Here is a 15,279-nt window from a genome sequence, read left to right as displayed (position 1 = left end):
TTGCCTGGAATTTACCATTTAAATTTACTGAAAGAGAGGATGCATGAGCTATATTGTTGCTCTCACAGGCGGGATAGGAAGCGGCAAAAGTACCGTTTCAGATAAATTTACATCCTTAGGGGTACCAATTGTTGATGCAGACATCATTTCAAGACAAATAGTTATGCCTAATACTTATGCTTTTAACATGATAAAACAACATTTTGGTTCAACTATTCTCAATAACGATTGCTCTTTAAATCGCGACAAGTTAAGAAAAAAAATATTTAGCGATCCAAGAGAAAAAAATTGGTTAAATAATTTGCTTCATCCATTAATACATCAAGAAACCCAACGCCAACTAACTTTAGTTAATTCCCCTTATGTAGTTTGGGTTGTCCCGTTGTTAATTGAAAATAATCTAGAGCACCTTGCCAACCGCGTGCTAGTCATTGACGTAACACCTAAAGAACAAATAGCTCGTATAATGAAACGTGATAGAATTAACCAACAAGAAGCAAAAAATATTTTATCTAACCAAGTTAGCCGAACAAGGCGTTTAGAAAAAGCTGATGATATAATTAATAATCACGATAATAACTTAAGACTTGATGAAACTTTAGCGAAATTACATCAGAAATATTTGCAATTAGCTATGAATGCTTCTCAGGAAACACACAATGAGTAATACTATTTCTTCCATTATTTATGAACATCCATTAAATGAGAAAATTCGCTCTTGGCTGCGCATGGAATGTTTGCTTCAGCAACTCATTGACTTGAAAAACATCAACTCATTAGCTAGTGGGTTAGCTTTTTTTCGTGCCGTTTCTGAATTAATCGAAGTATTAGATCGCAGCGATATACGTGCAGACATTATTAAAGAATTAGATAAACAAAAAAACAAACTTAATCAATGGTGCAGTGATCCCCATGCAGATAAAACTTTGATTAAAAATCTTCTAAAAGAACTGCAAGAAAATCTCACTTCATTAAGAGAACCACCACGCATTGGTCAACACTTACGGGGAGATAAAGTTATTAGTATTGCTCGCCAGCGGTTAAGTATACCCGGAGGTTGTTGTAGTTTTGATTTACCAGCCTTACATTTATGGTTAAATACGCCTAAAAAAGAAATAGAAACTAGAATTAACTTTTGGATTGACGGCATCCTTCCGTTACGTTCCGCTTTAAATATGCTATTAAATTTGATCCGCAAGTCTAATACATTCACCAGTCAAAAAAGTTATAATGGTTTCTATCAAGGTAGTGTAGAAAATGCGGATCTGATCCGAATAAAGTTACCGATAAATCTATCTCTATATCCTCAGATTTCTGGACATAAAACACGTTTTGCTATCCGATTCTTACATGAAGGCAGTGAAAATGGTATTGTACCTGATGAATTACCATTTAAATTAGCCTGTTGTTAGGAGTCATTATGCCAGATAAGCTCACGGTAAAATGTCCGACTTGCCATAAAATTGTTATTTGGCAAGAGAGTAGCCCTTATCGTCCTTTTTGTAGCAAACGATGTCGATTAATCGATCTTGGTGAATGGGTTGGTGAGGAAAAAAGGATTTCAAGTCAACGAAATGTTTCCGAAATAGATGATTGGAGTGAAATATCCGATGATCATGACATTAAAAAATAAGCCTAAAGTCAAAAATGCTATAAATCTTGCCTGTACCATTATATAACCCTTAGTAAGATAATTTCAAAAACTTAGTTATATTAACTTATTTATGGGAGAGGCAACTCAAATCACGTTGTTGATTAGCATATCAACAATTACTCGGTTGGCAGGTGGAAATTCTTCGGCTACCAGCGATTTTTGCAAAAGCCAACGTGAAGATTGGTCTTCTTTTCCATAAGGCTGGCAATCCCACTGCTCTACCAGAAAAAAATGTAATGTTATTCTACGATCTGGAAATTCATGTTCAACAACCTGCAACAATTGACTGTTAATAACATCTATCCCAATTTCTTCTTTAAGTTCACGCAACAATGCTTCTACTGGTGTTTCGCCTATTTCTAATTTACCACCAGGAAATTCCCAAAAACCGCCCATATGTGAATTAGCTGCCCGTTGGGTAATAAAAATTTCTTGTTTCGTATTTCTAATAATACCAACAGCAATATGTAATTGTTTTTTTTCCATAAAAATAATTTAATTACTTTTGAAATTTACAGTAAAAGAGCGGATATATTTTCCGCTCCTGTTTTTAATTGTTTTAGCAACTGAGCTTTAACCTAAGCTACCATGACAATGCTTATATTTTTTACCTGAGCCACATGGACAAGGTTCATTGCGACCAATTTTATGGCCTGAGGCCGCCATTTGAGCTTCTGTTTTTGACATCAATGCTTCATTTTCAATTTCATGACTCAGGTGCTGCTTTTTCATAAGACGTTCTGCCTCTTCACGTCTTTGCTGATCAAGTATAGCTACTTCCTCTGGTAATCGAACTTCTACTTTGCTTAATGTGCTAATTATTTCATATTTCAGAGTTTCTAGCATATTGGCAAACATACCAAATGACTCGCGCTTATATTCCTGTTTTGGATCTCTTTGTGCATAGCCTCGTAAATGAATACCCTGGCGCAAATAATCCATTGCAGCCAAATGCTCTTTCCATAATGTATCAAGAGTTTGTAACATGATGCCCTTCTCAAAATTACGCATCATCGCACTACCTACAATTGTCTCTTTTTCCTTATAAGCTGCAACCGTTTTTTCTAGAATATGTGCACGCAAAGTTTCTTCATGTAATTCGGGTTCTTTATCCAACCACTCTTGAACAGCTAATTCTAAACTAAAATCGTTGCTTAATCGCTTTTGTAAACCATCAATATCCCACATTTCTTCCAAAGATTGGGGAAGGATATAAGCATCAATAGTTGCGGTTATAATATCTTCACGAATACTGTCAATCGTTTCACTAACATCACCACCATCTAATAAATCATTGCGCTGTGAATAGATAGCTCGACGCTGATCGTTAGCAACATCATCATATTCCAAAAGTTGTTTTCGAATATCAAAATTACGACTTTCAACCTTACGTTGTGCATTAGCAATTCCTTTCGTTACCCAAGGATGTTCAATCGCTTCACCAGGTTTCATACCCAATTTACGCATCATTCCTGCCACTCGATCGGAGGCAAAGATACGCATCAAAGCATCTTCCATTGAAAGATAAAAACGGGATGATCCGGGATCACCTTGGCGTCCAGAACGCCCACGTAATTGGTTATCAATACGACGGGATTCATGGCGTTCTGTACCAATGATATGTAAACCACCAGCAGCAATTACCGCTTCATGCCGCTCTTGCCATGCTGTCTTGATTTTATCAATTTCCTCCTGACTAGCGTCCTCTAGTTTATTGATTTCTGCTTGCCAGTTGCCTCCTAATACAATATCTGTACCTCGCCCCGCCATATTAGTTGCAATAGTCACTGAACCCGCCTGCCCGGCTTCAGCAATAATATCTGCTTCCATTGCATGGAACTTAGCATTTAAAACATTGTGCTCAATTTTAGCTTTAGTTAGTTCCTGAGAAATTAGCTCTGATTTTTCGATTGAAATAGTACCTACTAATACCGGTTGGCCTCGGCTAGTACATTCACGAATATCATCAATAATGGCAGCAAATTTGTCCGCTTCAGTCATATAAACTAAATCAGGTAAATCATTACGGATCATCGGACGATTAGTTGGAATAACAATTGTGTCCAATTTATAAATAGATCTAAATTCGAAAGCTTCCGTATCAGCAGTACCGGTCATACCGGCGAGTTTTTCGTATAGCCGAAAATAATTTTGGAAGGTAATTGATGCCAATGTTTGATTCTCATTTTGTATTTCAACACCTTCTTTTGCCTCAACGGCTTGATGCAATCCATCTGACCAGCGGCGTCCTTCCATTGTCCGTCCAGTATGTTCATCAACAATAATAATCTGGCCGTCTTTAACAATATAATCTACGTCCCGACTGAAAAGTGCATGAGCACGTAGGGCAGCCATGACATGGTGCATAAGCATAATATTAGCTGGAGAATATAATGATTCACCCTCTTCCATTAAATTCGCTTTCGCTAATAATTGCTCAATTAATTCTAATCCACGTTCTGTCAATGTAACTTGACGTGATTTTTCATCAACAGAAAAATGACCTTCTCCTTGAAAAGTGTCTGAATCTTCTTTTTCTTGCTGCTTAAGATTAGGGATTAGTTTATCCACTTTTTTGTATAGATCTGAACTATCTTCTGCCGGTCCTGAAATAATCAATGGGGTACGAGCTTCATCAATTAAAATAGAATCAACCTCATCGACTAATGCATAATGGAGTTTACGCTGCACACGCTCTTCCGGACTAAAAGCCATGTTGTCACGCAGATAATCAAAACCATATTCATTATTAGTCCCATAGGTAATATCCGCGGCATAGGCTTCACGCTTCAATGTAGCAGGCATACCGGGTAAATTAATACCGACTGTCATACCAAGAAATTCAAACAATAGCCGATTATTTTCTGCATCACGCTTAGCTAAATAGTCATTTACAGTAACAATATGGACACCCTTACCCGTTAAAGCATTTAAATATGCAGGTAATGTAGATGTTAATGTCTTTCCTTCACCAGTACGCATCTCTGCAATACAGCGCTCATTGAGTACCATCCCCCCTAGCAACTGAACATCAAAATGCCGCATATTAAATACCCGTTTACTGGCTTCGCGAACGGAGGCAAACGCCTCTGGGATTAAATCATCTAATGTTGCACCTGATTTAAGGCGCTGGCGAAATTCATCAGTCTTGGCTTTAAGTTCTTGGTCGGAAAATTTTTCAAATTCAGGCTCTAACTGATTAATAATATCAACAAATTTACCTAAACGACGTAAAGTACAATCATTACGACTACCAAAAATTTTTGTTAGTAACTTAGTTAACATAAATATTTTTTCTCAATTAAGGCAGTGTTCTTGTTAGAATCCGCCTATATTATCTATTTTCAATCGATATAATTAATATATTCAGTTGAACAATGGTTGCTATAAGACTCAACGAAAAGTCTATGAAATTTGTGTTAAGGCCCAGCTCGAATACCCTGACCCCAAGCAACCCATAGCGCAGTTTGGTAGGTAATGTGGTAAGAAGATTGTGTTAATAAATAGCTGAAATTTTGCTCATTTGGATGAAAAACACTCAAATTAATCATAGAGTAAAGAGTGTCAAGCATATTATAAAGCGAAATTGGTTTGTTGTGCGCACTTAAGTTGGCATCCAGCTGCTTTTGTGTCTCTTGGGCTGAAAAAACAAAAGTCAGCTGACGGATCATATTACGTAAAGCATGCTGATGCCAATAATTTGCGCCACAATTATAAAAAATACGATATTTACTGGCAGCTATTAGATAATCTAATGCTAAATTTTGCTGATAATGGGGTAATAACTGGCTAGTATATGACATATTTTCAGTCACTTTTGCCAAAGTTGTAGGTATACCAATACTAGCCGTTACAATACCTAATAACAGGTGCGGCCAAAAATATCGCTTACCAAAATGTCGCCAAAGATCTAATATATTCATTGAATATCATATAATATAAGAGTTGGAGTAAAAAATGCGCGATAGTTATCCCCAATCTTTAAATATTTTGTTAAAAGAGAGCAACCTTGAGTCCAATACCTTACAAACCATTCAACAACGCGCGCAGGCATTAATTAAACTCAATAATACTGTTATCAGCCTACTACCTATCGAGTTAAAGGCTTGGTGTCGAGTCGCTAATTATCGTCAACATATTCTTATTCTAGAAGTTACAAATGCTAGCCGAAAAGTACGACTAAACTATGAACTTCCCACGCTACTCTCAACATTACGTAACACTATTTTACCATCTTTATCCTCAATCAATATAATGATTAATCCATCATTATCATCTAAAAATTCAAAAAATTGCTTATCATTTCAGCAAATAGCTATAAAACCATCAAAACAGATAATAAGCCAGCTAAGCAAAGAAAGTGCAAAGACAATTCGTAACCTAGCAAAAAGAAGTCCAAAAAAACTAAAGGAAAAATTAGAGCGGCTAGCTGCATTGGCCGGAGAGAATACCAAAGCAACTAGCAATAAAGATGAGTGTTGAATAAAAAGTATCAAAGCAAGTAACGTAAGAGAGAGAATAATCCACTGATGTACCATAGTTAGAATATCCTGCTTAAAATAATATATTTCAGATTATTATTGTCGAAGGTGTTTTAAATGCGACTGGCATTTCAGATTCATCTTCGAACGTCACCATATCCCAAGCAGATTCCGTCGCTAAAACAGCCTGCAATAATTTGTTATTCAATGCATGGCCTGATTTATACGCGGTAAAAGCACCAATGATATTATGACCACACATAAATAAATCACCAATAGCATCTAGCGTTTTATGACGCACAAATTCATCTTCAAAACGCAAGCCATCTTCATTTAATACGCGATAATCATCAACAACAATCGCACAATCAAAGCTACCTCCCAAACATAGCCCTTTAGATTGTAAATACTCAATATCACGCATGAAGCCAAACGTACGCGCACGGCTAATATCTCTAACAAAAGATTTTGCCGAAAAATCTAGTTTATAACGTTGAGTACTACTATTAATAGCAGGATGATTGAAATCGATAGTGAAATCTAAGCTAAATCCGTTATAAGGTGCTAGCTCAGCCCATTTATCACCATCTGTAACTCGGACACTCTCTTTAATACGAAGAAATTTCTTGGCGCGGTTTAACTCTTCAATGCCTGCATCTAACAATAAAAATACAAAAGGCGCAGCACTTCCATCCATTATTGGAATTTCTGGTGCATCTACCTCAATGATAATATTGTCAATTCCTAGCCCTGCCAATGCAGCATTCAAATGTTCTACCGTTGAAATACGTACATCATCTTCATTGATCAAGCAGGTACATAGCATAGTATCACGTACCGATTTTGCCTCAGCCGGGAAATCAACCGGTGGATTTAAATCTGTACGGCGGTAGATGACCCCAGTATTGGCCGGTGCTGGACGCAATGCTAAAGTGACTTTCTTGCCAGTATGTAAACCGACGCCCGTCGCTTGAACAATACGTTTTAGTGTCCTTTGTTTGATCATCATTTTCTCTCACATCGTTAACAGTCTTGCTAATCCTCACTCCAAGATTAGCAAGATATTTTAGCACAAAAAGCAGAGAAACCAATCAATTGTTAACTAATCAGCCTGTTTTCTTAAAAAAGCTGGAATATCAAGATAGTCCGGCTCTTTATTTGATTGCATATTTTGCTCATTCACCACTTTAGCAGCAGATTTTTCCTCTGTTAACGGCGTCATAGCCGGCATTGAGCCTTGCATCTGCTGATAACGCTGCTCTAGCGATGATTTTTGGGCTGTTTTGTTAGTAACCAATGTGATTTCTGGTCGCTTATCCATACCAATTCCTGTAGCAACCACGGTCACCCGTAACTCATCATTCATTTCAGGATCCAGTGAAGTACCGATAACAACTGTTGCATTATCAGAGGCAAATGCACGAATGGTATTACCCACTGTTTCAAATTCATCAAGCCGTAAATCAAAACCTGCGGTAATATTAACTAATACACCACGAGCGCCCGATAAATCGATATCTTCCAACAAGGGGCTGGAAATTGCCATTTCTGCCGCTTCTTCAGCTCGATCTTCACCTCGTGCTACGCCTGATCCCATCATAGCATAACCCATTTCAGACATGACGGTACGAACATCTGCAAAATCGACATTCATTAAACCTGGACGAGTAATAAGCTCAGCAATGCCTTGAACCGCTCCTTTCAACACATCATTGGCGGCACCGAATGCATCTAGCAAAGAAATACCGCGTCCAAGCACTTTTAATAATTTATCATTCGGAATGGTAATCAAGGAATCAACATCCTTAGACAGTTCTGAGATCCCTGTTTCAGCAAATGCCATGCGTTTTTTACCTTCAAAGTTGAAAGGTTTGGTCACAACCGCTACCGTCAGTATACCAAGCTCTTTAGCAACTTCGGCTACAACAGGAGCTGCGCCGGTGCCCGTACCACCACCCATACCAGCAGCAATAAAGACCATATCTGCCCCATCAAGCGCATTGCGCAAGACTTCACGATCTTCTTCAGCGGCATTACGACCAACTTCAGGATTCGCTCCTGCTCCCAAGCCTTTAGTAATACCATTGCCTATCTGAATAGTTTGTCCTACTGCTGTTTTGCGTAATGCCTGAGCATCTGTATTAACAGCGAAGAATTCAACACCTTCGATGCGTTCACGCACCATGTGTTCAACGGCATTGCCACCGCCACCGCCAACGCCGATGACTTTAATCACCGCGTCATTGGTTAATTCCATTGGTTCAAACATAATCTCTCTCCGTTTTGTGCCTTATATAGAAGCGAAGATTTGCTTCTTACAAAATTAAAATTCTTTTCTCAGCCAACTAGTGATTTTATGAAACCAACTACTCACTGATGTACGCTTATCCATTTCGGCTTCATTCCCAAGATGAGTCTGTTTACCGTAATGCAGGAGCCCGACAGCTGTGGAGTAATAAGGCTCCTGTGCATAGTCCGTTAAACCAGTTATATTTAATGGCTTACCGATGCGTACCTGAGTATGGAATACTCTTTGGGCACATTCGACTAGACCATCAATTTGAGCACCGCCTCCTGTTAAGACAATACCCGCTGCCAGATGATGTTTAACACCTTGCTGGCGTAATTGTTCTTGCAATTTCAAAATCTCGTCATTTACTAAGTTTAGCAACTCTGTGTAACGTGGCTCGATAACTTCAGCTAATGTTTGACGTTGTAAACTTCTTGGCGGCCGTCCACCTACACTTGGTACCTCAACATTTTCGTCTTTACTAACAATAGTACCTAATGCGCATCCATGGCGAACTTTTATTGTTTCCGCATCGCTAGGGGGAGTACCAAATGCATAAGCAATATCACTTGTCACGACATTACCAGCATAGGGTATAACCTTGGTATGGCGCAGTGCACCGCCAGTATAAACGGCTATGTCCATAGTTCCTCCGCCAATATCGACGACACATACCCCCAATTCACGTTCATCTTCTGTTAAAACGGAATAACTTGACGCTAAACCGGCAAAAATTAATTGATCTACTTTTAAACCACAACGTTCAACTGCTTTGACAATATTTTTGGCCATATCATTATGGCAAGTAATTAGATGTACCTTAGCTTGCATACGTACACCTGAAAGTCCTACTGGATTTTTAATTCCTTCTTGATAATCAATCGCATATTCTTGTGGTATAACGTGTAAAATTCTATGCTCATCACGGACCCGGACAGATTTAGCAGTATGAACTACGCTATCTACGTCATCTTGAGTAACTTCATCCTCAGAAATAGGCACCATACCTATTTCATTTTGGCAACTAACGTGCTTGCCAGAAAGCGCCAGATAAACCGATGATATTTGGCAATCCGCCATCAATTCTGCTTGATCAATAGCTCGCTGCACACATTTAACGACTGATTCCAAATCATTCACACCGCCTTTATCCATCCCTCGAGATGGACAATTGCCGACACCAATAATATTTACCATCCCATCAGGCAGAATTTCACCAACCAGCGCAGAAACCTTGGAAGTTCCAATTTCAAGACCAACTACTAATTTTCTGTCCGTCGTTTTAATCATCGTTAATTTGCCTGTATCTGATCAATCAGCAGTCTCAAACTATTTCAATTCAGTGTGTAACAGGTTCGGCTAAAAGTGGTAACCAACCTACCGCAGCACCGCTACCATATCGCAAATCTATATATCCAATACGTTTATCTGTCACTTGTTTTAATAGTGGATAAAGCTCAACAAAACGGTTTAATCTTTCTTTAATATCCTGTTTACCGATATTTAATCGAATATCATTCGCTAAAACTAATTGCCACGCGCGTCGTGCAGTCATTGATACTGACTTAATGCTAAAATTATGTGGCGCTAGTTGCTGTTGCATAACACGATACATCTCTAATACTTCTTTCTGGCTGCCTTGTGGACCATATAGCATTAGGAAATTACCTTTAACATTTAGTAACGCTGGTAAGCTAAAAACAGAGCCTTCTGCATTAATAAAAAAGGTATCATTCCATTTGGCATAAGGCTTATATTCCACTAAATGAATTTTTAGTTCATCCGGCCATTGTTTACGTACCGTAACTTGCCTTATCCATGGCATGGTTTTTATTTGATTCTGGATCGCATTCACATCAATAGTCATAAATGTACCCGGCATACATAGTGCCAATATTGCTTTTCTAACATTATCATCACGGGTGTAGTGGCGTTCTCCAGTGATCACCAGCTTGGAAATAGGCAATCGATTAACGTCTTTCATCCAATTTAATACCATCCACCCACTCCATATAATAGTACCCAATACTATCAAGAAGAAGATAATACCTGCCAAATAAGAACCATTACTTCGGCCGCCATCGTTGTGACGCTCTTTAGGCGCTTTAGGCGCTTTATTATGAACGTTCAATGATGCCTGCGGCATATTACTTAGCCAATTCCAAAATCTTTTTAACTAACTGTGAAAAACTCATTCCTGTTTGTTTCGCAGCCATGGGTACTAAACTATGACCGGTCATTCCCGGTGAGGTATTAATTTCTAATAAATAAAAAATACCATTGTTATCCCTCATGACATCAACGCGTCCCCAACCAGTACAACCAACCGCCTTATAAGCCGCTAACGCTAATTCATTCAATTGTTGTTCTTCTTTAGTTTTCAACCCACTAGGACAAAAATATTGTGTTTCATTAGAGAGATATTTGGCATCATAATCATAAAAAACGCCTACCGGTTGAATACGAATCGAAGGCAGTACCTGCTCCCCTACAATTGCCACGGTATATTCAGGCCCATTTAGCCATTTCTCAATCAGCACATCTTTGTCATAACGAAAAGCAAACTCGAGCGCTATTCTTAATTCAGGCAAAGTGGTTACTTTACTCATACCAACGCTTGAACCTTCAAGACTTGGCTTCACAATAAGCGGTAAGCCCAAATGATAAACAGACTCAAAAAGCATTTCATCTGACATCATTGCTAACTGTTGTTTCTCCAGTGCTATATAGGGTGCAATCGGTAAACCTATCCCCGTCCATAACTGTTTAGTACGTAGCTTGTCCATCGAAAGTGATGAAGCTAAAACACCACTACCGGTATAGGGTAAACCTAAAAATTCTAAAACACCTTGCACCGTGCCATCTTCACCACCGCGTCCATGTAAAACAATAAAAACTCTATTATAACCAGCTTCTTTTAATTTGATGACAGAAAAATATTTAATATCAACTGGATAGGCATCTATTCCAGCATCACGCAAGCCATTTACTACCGCCTCACCAGATTGCAGTGACACCTCTCTTTCGGCTGAATTTCCGCCTAAAAGCACGGCAACTTTATCAGCCATGATCCTTTCCCTCATTTGTTAGCATTGGCCGTAAATCTGTGTCAGCCAGATTACGTGCTATCTTGCCGATATTACCAGCTCCCTGTATAAGTATCAGGTCGTTATCTTCGATAATTTGTGCTAATGTTTCGCTAATTTGCTCATGTTCAGCGACAAAAATAGGATCCAATTTGCCTCGATTGCGAATTGTCCGACATAATGAGCGACTATCTGCACCAGGAATAGGCTCCTCTCCTGCCGGATAGACATCTAGCATTATCAATACATCAACCTGCTCTAAAATATTGGCAAAATCATCATATAAATCACGCGTGCGAGTATATCTGTGAGGTTGAAAAACCATCACGATACGTTTATCTGGCCATCCTTCTTTTGCTGCTTTAATAGTAGCATTAACTTCTGTTGGATGGTGACCATAATCATCCACCAGCATAACGCTACCTTTTTTGCCATTAACTTCAGCTAAAGCGAAATTACCTAAGAAATCAAAACGTCGACCCGTGCCTTGAAATTTTTCTAGCGCAGTCAAGATAGCACTATCATCAATTCCTTCTTCCATCGCCATCGCAATAGCCGCAGTTGCATTTAATGCATTATGACGACCTGGTGCATTCAAGATAAACGCTAAATCAGTTCGGTTTTCTCGCGCTACAGTAAAGAAACCTTGATTGCCTCGTTGCTCATAGGATTTAATGCGCACATCTGCGTCATCACTAAAACCATAAGTGGTAATATAACGACCTATTTGCGGTAGCAGCGAACGCACCACAGGATCATCGATACATAATATTGCTCGACCATAAAATGGCAGATTATGTAAGAAACTAATGAAAGTCTGTTTTAATTTCTCAAAATCACCATCATAAGTCTCCATGTGATCTGCTTCAATATTTGTTATAACAGCAACTAGTGGTTGTAAATGTAAGAAAGAAGCGTCACTCTCATCGGCTTCTGCAATTAAATAGCGGCTAGTCCCTAGACGTGCATGAACTCCTGCTGCTTTCACTAATCCGCCATTGATAAAAGTTGGATCTAACCCTGCTTGCGCATAGATGCTGGCAATCATTGCGGTAGTCGTTGTTTTGCCATGGGTTCCTGCGATAGCAATTCCATGACGAAAACGCATTAATTCAGCCAACATTTCAGCGCGTCGAATAACCGGAATACGAGCTTCTCGTGCTGCAATAATTTCTGGATTATCGACAGCGATTGCCGTAGATACGACAACAACGCAAGCATTTGCCACATTCTCTGGTCGGTGATTAAAATAAATTTTTGCGCCAAGGTCTATTAATTGCTCAGTAATCGTATTAGGTAACAAATCAGAACCACTAATTTCATAACCCTCGTTAGCCAATACTTCAGCAATACCGCCCATGCCAGCACCGCCGATACCAACAAAATGGATATGCCTAACCCGATGCATTTCAGGCACTGTTGCTCTTAATTTGGCTAATTGTTGTGTATTCAATTTACTCTCTTCACTATTTCTATCGCTGATTTCAACATTCTGCAATGTAAAATCGGTTTCATTTAGCAACTTCAATTAAGGTTGCCGCTACACGTTTAGTTGCGTCAGTAATCGATGTCGCTCGTGCTTTTTTTGCCATATCCAATAACTGCGGACGCGACCATTGATTTAATAGATTCACCAACGCATCCGTTGAAAATTGCGGCTGCTCAACAATTTTCGCTGCTCCAGCCTTCTCTAACGGTAATGTATTCCAGTACTGTTGCCGATCTTTATGCTGAAAAGGAACAAAAATTGCTGGTAAGCCGGCAGCAGCAACTTCACTTACCGTTAAAGCACCTGCTCGACAGATGATGATATCAGCCCAAGCATAAGCCTCAGCCATATCATCAATAAATTCAGTTACTTTATAATTATCTGATTTACCACATAACTTTTTATATAAAGTTTCCGTCATGTGCTGAGCACCTTTACCCGCTTGATGCCAAATAGTCACTTTTCCATCTAGTTGAGCTGCTACTTCGGGTAATGTTTGGTTTAAAATTCTTGCCCCTTGACTACCCCCTGTCACTAAAATTCGAATAGCGCCCTCACGATCGATTAAACGTTCTTCAGGTTCAGGTAAGGCTAATACCGTCTCACGAACTGGGTTTCCGACTACCGTAGCATTAGGGAATGCACTTGGAAATGCTTGTAAAACACGCTTAGCAATTTTAGCTAACCACCGGTTGGTTAAACCTGCTACCCCATTTTGCTCATGCAGTACAATTGGAATATTAGATAACCAGGCAGCAATACCGCCCGGGCCAGAAACATATCCTCCCATGCCTAATACGACATCAGGTTGATAGCGCTGCATAATCACTTTTGCCTGCTTTATTGCTTTAATAATTTTAAACGGAGCTACCAGCAATGCTTTGATACCTTTACCACGTAAACCAGAAATGTTTATAAATTCAATCTCAATGCCATGCTTAGGAACTAAATCTGCCTCGATCCGGTCAGCAGTTCCTAACCAACGAACATCCCAACCTTGTAGCTTTAAATAATTAGCCACTGCCAGTCCGGGAAAAACATGTCCTCCAGTACCGCCTGCCATCACCAGGAGGCGTTTTGGTTGGCTCATTTCGTTCTCCTTACAAATGCTTGTGCTCTCTTAAGGCGTGTTTCAAAATCGATACGTAACAAGATAGCAATGGCAATAAACATAATTAATAAGCTAGAGCCACCATAGCTAATTAACGGTAGTGTCAACCCTTTAGTTGGTAACATTCCGGCTGCAGCGCCAACATTAACCAACGCTTGGAAAGTGAACCAGATACCGATTGAACAGGCTAGATAACCGGAAAAATGTTGCTTTGCATCTAATGCCCGTTTGCCAATCATCATGCTGCGCAAAGCAACGAAAAATAACATTAAAAGCACTAACACAACACCGATATAACCAAGTTCTTCCGCTAAAACTGAGAAAATAAAATCAGTATGTGCTTCAGGCAAATATTCTAATTTTTGGATAGAATTACCTAAACCTTGGCCCCATAATTCACCACGCCCAAACGCCATCAAAGATTGTGTTAATTGATAGCCACTGCCAAAAGGATCCGCCCATGGATTGAGAAAAGAGGTTATTCGACGCAAACGATAAGGCTCAAAATAGATCAAGCCAATAACACCTACCGCACAAATAACAATACCGATAATAAACGGTGCTAATCTAGCACCTGCAAGGAATAGCAGTGCTAAAGTTGTCACAACCAGCACAATTACTGTACCTAAATCAGGTTGCAATAGCAGTAAAATAGCCATTAATATTAAAATGCACATCGGTTTGATAAAGCCCAAAAACCGCGTTCGCACCTCATCGGTTTTTCTGACTAAATAGCTGGATACATAACAAAACAAAGCTAATTTTGCGATCTCAGCCGGCTGTATACGGACAATACCCGTATTAATCCAACGAGAAGCTCCATTAGCTGAGCTTCCGGCAACCAATACCACTAATAACAATATTAGGGAGGTTATCAATAATAAAAAATTATATTTTTCCCACCACACCATTGGAATATTTAAGACTAATAAAGCTAAACCAAATGATAAAATAAGATAGATAACATCGCGTTTAGCAAAGAAAAAAGGATCTTGCGTTAAACGCTGCCCAACTGGCATCGATGCTGATGTCACCATAATAAAACCAATTATAGCCAGACCTAATGTAAGCCAAACCAAAGTACGATCATAAAGGATCGTATCCAGAACATCGTTATCCGGCTCACCATTAGCCCAATTTTTTAGTCGTTTGAAGTTAAATATCATTC

Annotated in this window: 15 protein-coding genes; 4 read left to right on the top strand and 11 right to left on the bottom strand. The window is 39.2% G+C overall.

Annotation, left to right across the window (positions count from 1 at the left end; genetic code table 11):
* Positions 1-43 precede the first annotated feature (43 nt).
* The 3 genes from coaE to yacG are packed head-to-tail and all read left to right on the top strand — an operon-like array spanning position 44 to position 1,633.
* Positions 44-667 (top strand): dephospho-CoA kinase, encoded by a 624-nt coding sequence (coaE, locus tag AC01GB_RS12435; RefSeq protein ID WP_474452057.1) that lies wholly within the window; start codon positions 44-46, stop codon positions 665-667.
* Entirely contained in the window at positions 660-1,412 is a 753-nt protein-coding gene (gene zapD / locus AC01GB_RS12430; RefSeq protein WP_474452056.1) for a cell division protein ZapD, read from the top strand. The genes coaE and zapD overlap by 8 nt, the downstream gene beginning before the upstream one ends.
* Positions 1,413-1,420: 8 nt before the next feature.
* Positions 1,421-1,633 carry a DNA gyrase inhibitor YacG gene (gene yacG / locus AC01GB_RS12425; RefSeq protein WP_474452054.1) on the top strand — a complete coding sequence of 71 codons (213 nt, stop codon included), beginning with the start codon at positions 1,421-1,423 and terminating at the stop codon, positions 1,631-1,633.
* A 105-nt stretch (positions 1,634-1,738) separates the two neighbouring features.
* Here the strand turns inward: yacG and mutT are convergent, their stop codons facing one another.
* The 3 genes from mutT to secM all read right to left on the bottom strand — a co-directional run bounded on the left by mutT (position 1,739) and on the right by secM (position 5,577).
* Positions 1,739-2,140 carry an 8-oxo-dGTP diphosphatase MutT gene (gene mutT, locus AC01GB_RS12420; RefSeq protein ID WP_474452053.1) on the bottom strand — a complete coding sequence of 134 codons (402 nt, stop codon included), beginning with the start codon at positions 2,138-2,140 and terminating at the stop codon, positions 1,739-1,741.
* A gap of 87 nt (positions 2,141-2,227) precedes the next feature.
* Positions 2,228-4,939 carry a preprotein translocase subunit SecA gene (secA, locus tag AC01GB_RS12415; protein WP_474452052.1) on the bottom strand — a complete coding sequence of 904 codons (2,712 nt, stop codon included), beginning with the start codon at positions 4,937-4,939 and terminating at the stop codon, positions 2,228-2,230.
* A gap of 134 nt (positions 4,940-5,073) precedes the next feature.
* Positions 5,074-5,577 carry a secA translation cis-regulator SecM gene (gene secM / locus AC01GB_RS12410; RefSeq protein ID WP_474452051.1) on the bottom strand — a complete coding sequence of 168 codons (504 nt, stop codon included), beginning with the start codon at positions 5,575-5,577 and terminating at the stop codon, positions 5,074-5,076.
* A 34-nt stretch (positions 5,578-5,611) separates the two neighbouring features.
* On the opposite strand from secM, the gene AC01GB_RS12405 reads away from it, so the two are divergent.
* Positions 5,612-6,136 (top strand): DUF721 domain-containing protein, encoded by a 525-nt coding sequence (locus AC01GB_RS12405; protein ID WP_474452050.1) that lies wholly within the window; start codon positions 5,612-5,614, stop codon positions 6,134-6,136.
* 87 nt (positions 6,137-6,223) lie between these two features.
* On the opposite strand, the gene lpxC is transcribed toward AC01GB_RS12405, so the two are convergent.
* The 8 genes from lpxC to ftsW all read right to left on the bottom strand — a co-directional run bounded on the left by lpxC (position 6,224) and on the right by ftsW (position 15,277).
* Positions 6,224-7,141, bottom strand: coding sequence for a UDP-3-O-acyl-N-acetylglucosamine deacetylase (gene lpxC, locus AC01GB_RS12400; RefSeq protein WP_474452400.1), 918 nt, complete (start codon positions 7,139-7,141; stop codon positions 6,224-6,226).
* A gap of 96 nt (positions 7,142-7,237) precedes the next feature.
* Positions 7,238-8,404 (bottom strand): cell division protein FtsZ, encoded by a 1,167-nt coding sequence (gene ftsZ, locus AC01GB_RS12395; protein WP_474452048.1) that lies wholly within the window; start codon positions 8,402-8,404, stop codon positions 7,238-7,240.
* A 54-nt stretch (positions 8,405-8,458) separates the two neighbouring features.
* Positions 8,459-9,715: a cell division protein FtsA gene (ftsA, locus tag AC01GB_RS12390; RefSeq protein ID WP_180558732.1), complete on the bottom strand. Its 1,257-nt coding sequence runs from the start codon at positions 9,713-9,715 to the stop codon at positions 8,459-8,461.
* A gap of 49 nt (positions 9,716-9,764) precedes the next feature.
* Positions 9,765-10,571, bottom strand: coding sequence for a cell division protein FtsQ (ftsQ, locus tag AC01GB_RS12385; RefSeq protein WP_474452047.1), 807 nt, complete (start codon positions 10,569-10,571; stop codon positions 9,765-9,767).
* A gap of 1 nt (position 10,572) precedes the next feature.
* Positions 10,573-11,493 carry a D-alanine--D-alanine ligase gene (locus AC01GB_RS12380; RefSeq protein ID WP_474452046.1) on the bottom strand — a complete coding sequence of 307 codons (921 nt, stop codon included), beginning with the start codon at positions 11,491-11,493 and terminating at the stop codon, positions 10,573-10,575.
* The gene (gene murC, locus AC01GB_RS12375) at positions 11,486-12,919 is read right to left on the bottom strand and encodes a UDP-N-acetylmuramate--L-alanine ligase (protein WP_474452399.1); all 1,434 of its coding nucleotides are present in this window, start codon (positions 12,917-12,919) and stop codon (positions 11,486-11,488) included. Before murC ends, AC01GB_RS12380 begins: the two co-directional genes overlap by 8 nt.
* A gap of 103 nt (positions 12,920-13,022) precedes the next feature.
* Complete coding sequence (gene murG, locus AC01GB_RS12370) at positions 13,023-14,090, bottom strand: undecaprenyldiphospho-muramoylpentapeptide beta-N-acetylglucosaminyltransferase (protein WP_474452045.1); 1,068 nt, start codon at positions 14,088-14,090, stop codon at positions 13,023-13,025.
* Positions 14,087-15,277: a cell division protein FtsW gene (gene ftsW / locus AC01GB_RS12365; protein WP_474452043.1), complete on the bottom strand. Its 1,191-nt coding sequence runs from the start codon at positions 15,275-15,277 to the stop codon at positions 14,087-14,089. Before ftsW ends, murG begins: the two co-directional genes overlap by 4 nt.
* Between the last annotated feature and the right edge of the window lie 2 nt (positions 15,278-15,279).

It is taken from the genome of Candidatus Arsenophonus phytopathogenicus (assembly GCF_056113345.1).
This window is presented reverse-complemented; position numbering and strand designations above follow the sequence as displayed.

What these genes read in the sequence shown, in the direction of transcription:
- coaE (WP_474452057.1), top strand. Translation starts at nt 44, where the DNA reads ATGAGCTATATTGTTGCTCTCACAGGCGGGATAGGAAGCGGCAAAAGT.
- zapD (WP_474452056.1), top strand. Translation starts at nt 660, where the DNA reads ATGAGTAATACTATTTCTTCCATTATTTATGAACATCCATTAAATGAG.
- yacG (WP_474452054.1), top strand. Translation starts at nt 1,421, where the DNA reads ATGCCAGATAAGCTCACGGTAAAATGTCCGACTTGCCATAAAATTGTT.
- mutT (WP_474452053.1), bottom strand. Translation starts at nt 2,140, where the DNA reads ATGGAAAAAAAACAATTACATATTGCTGTTGGTATTATTAGAAATACG.
- secA (WP_474452052.1), bottom strand. Translation starts at nt 4,939, where the DNA reads ATGTTAACTAAGTTACTAACAAAAATTTTTGGTAGTCGTAATGATTGT.
- secM (WP_474452051.1), bottom strand. Translation starts at nt 5,577, where the DNA reads ATGAATATATTAGATCTTTGGCGACATTTTGGTAAGCGATATTTTTGG.
- AC01GB_RS12405 (WP_474452050.1), top strand. Translation starts at nt 5,612, where the DNA reads ATGCGCGATAGTTATCCCCAATCTTTAAATATTTTGTTAAAAGAGAGC.
- lpxC (WP_474452400.1), bottom strand. Translation starts at nt 7,141, where the DNA reads ATGATCAAACAAAGGACACTAAAACGTATTGTTCAAGCGACGGGCGTC.
- ftsZ (WP_474452048.1), bottom strand. Translation starts at nt 8,404, where the DNA reads ATGTTTGAACCAATGGAATTAACCAATGACGCGGTGATTAAAGTCATC.
- ftsA (WP_180558732.1), bottom strand. Translation starts at nt 9,715, where the DNA reads ATGATTAAAACGACGGACAGAAAATTAGTAGTTGGTCTTGAAATTGGA.
- ftsQ (WP_474452047.1), bottom strand. Translation starts at nt 10,571, where the DNA reads ATGCCGCAGGCATCATTGAACGTTCATAATAAAGCGCCTAAAGCGCCT.
- AC01GB_RS12380 (WP_474452046.1), bottom strand. Translation starts at nt 11,493, where the DNA reads ATGGCTGATAAAGTTGCCGTGCTTTTAGGCGGAAATTCAGCCGAAAGA.
- murC (WP_474452399.1), bottom strand. Translation starts at nt 12,919, where the DNA reads ATGCATCGGGTTAGGCATATCCATTTTGTTGGTATCGGCGGTGCTGGC.
- murG (WP_474452045.1), bottom strand. Translation starts at nt 14,090, where the DNA reads ATGAGCCAACCAAAACGCCTCCTGGTGATGGCAGGCGGTACTGGAGGA.
- ftsW (WP_474452043.1), bottom strand. Translation starts at nt 15,277, where the DNA reads ATGATATTTAACTTCAAACGACTAAAAAATTGGGCTAATGGTGAGCCG.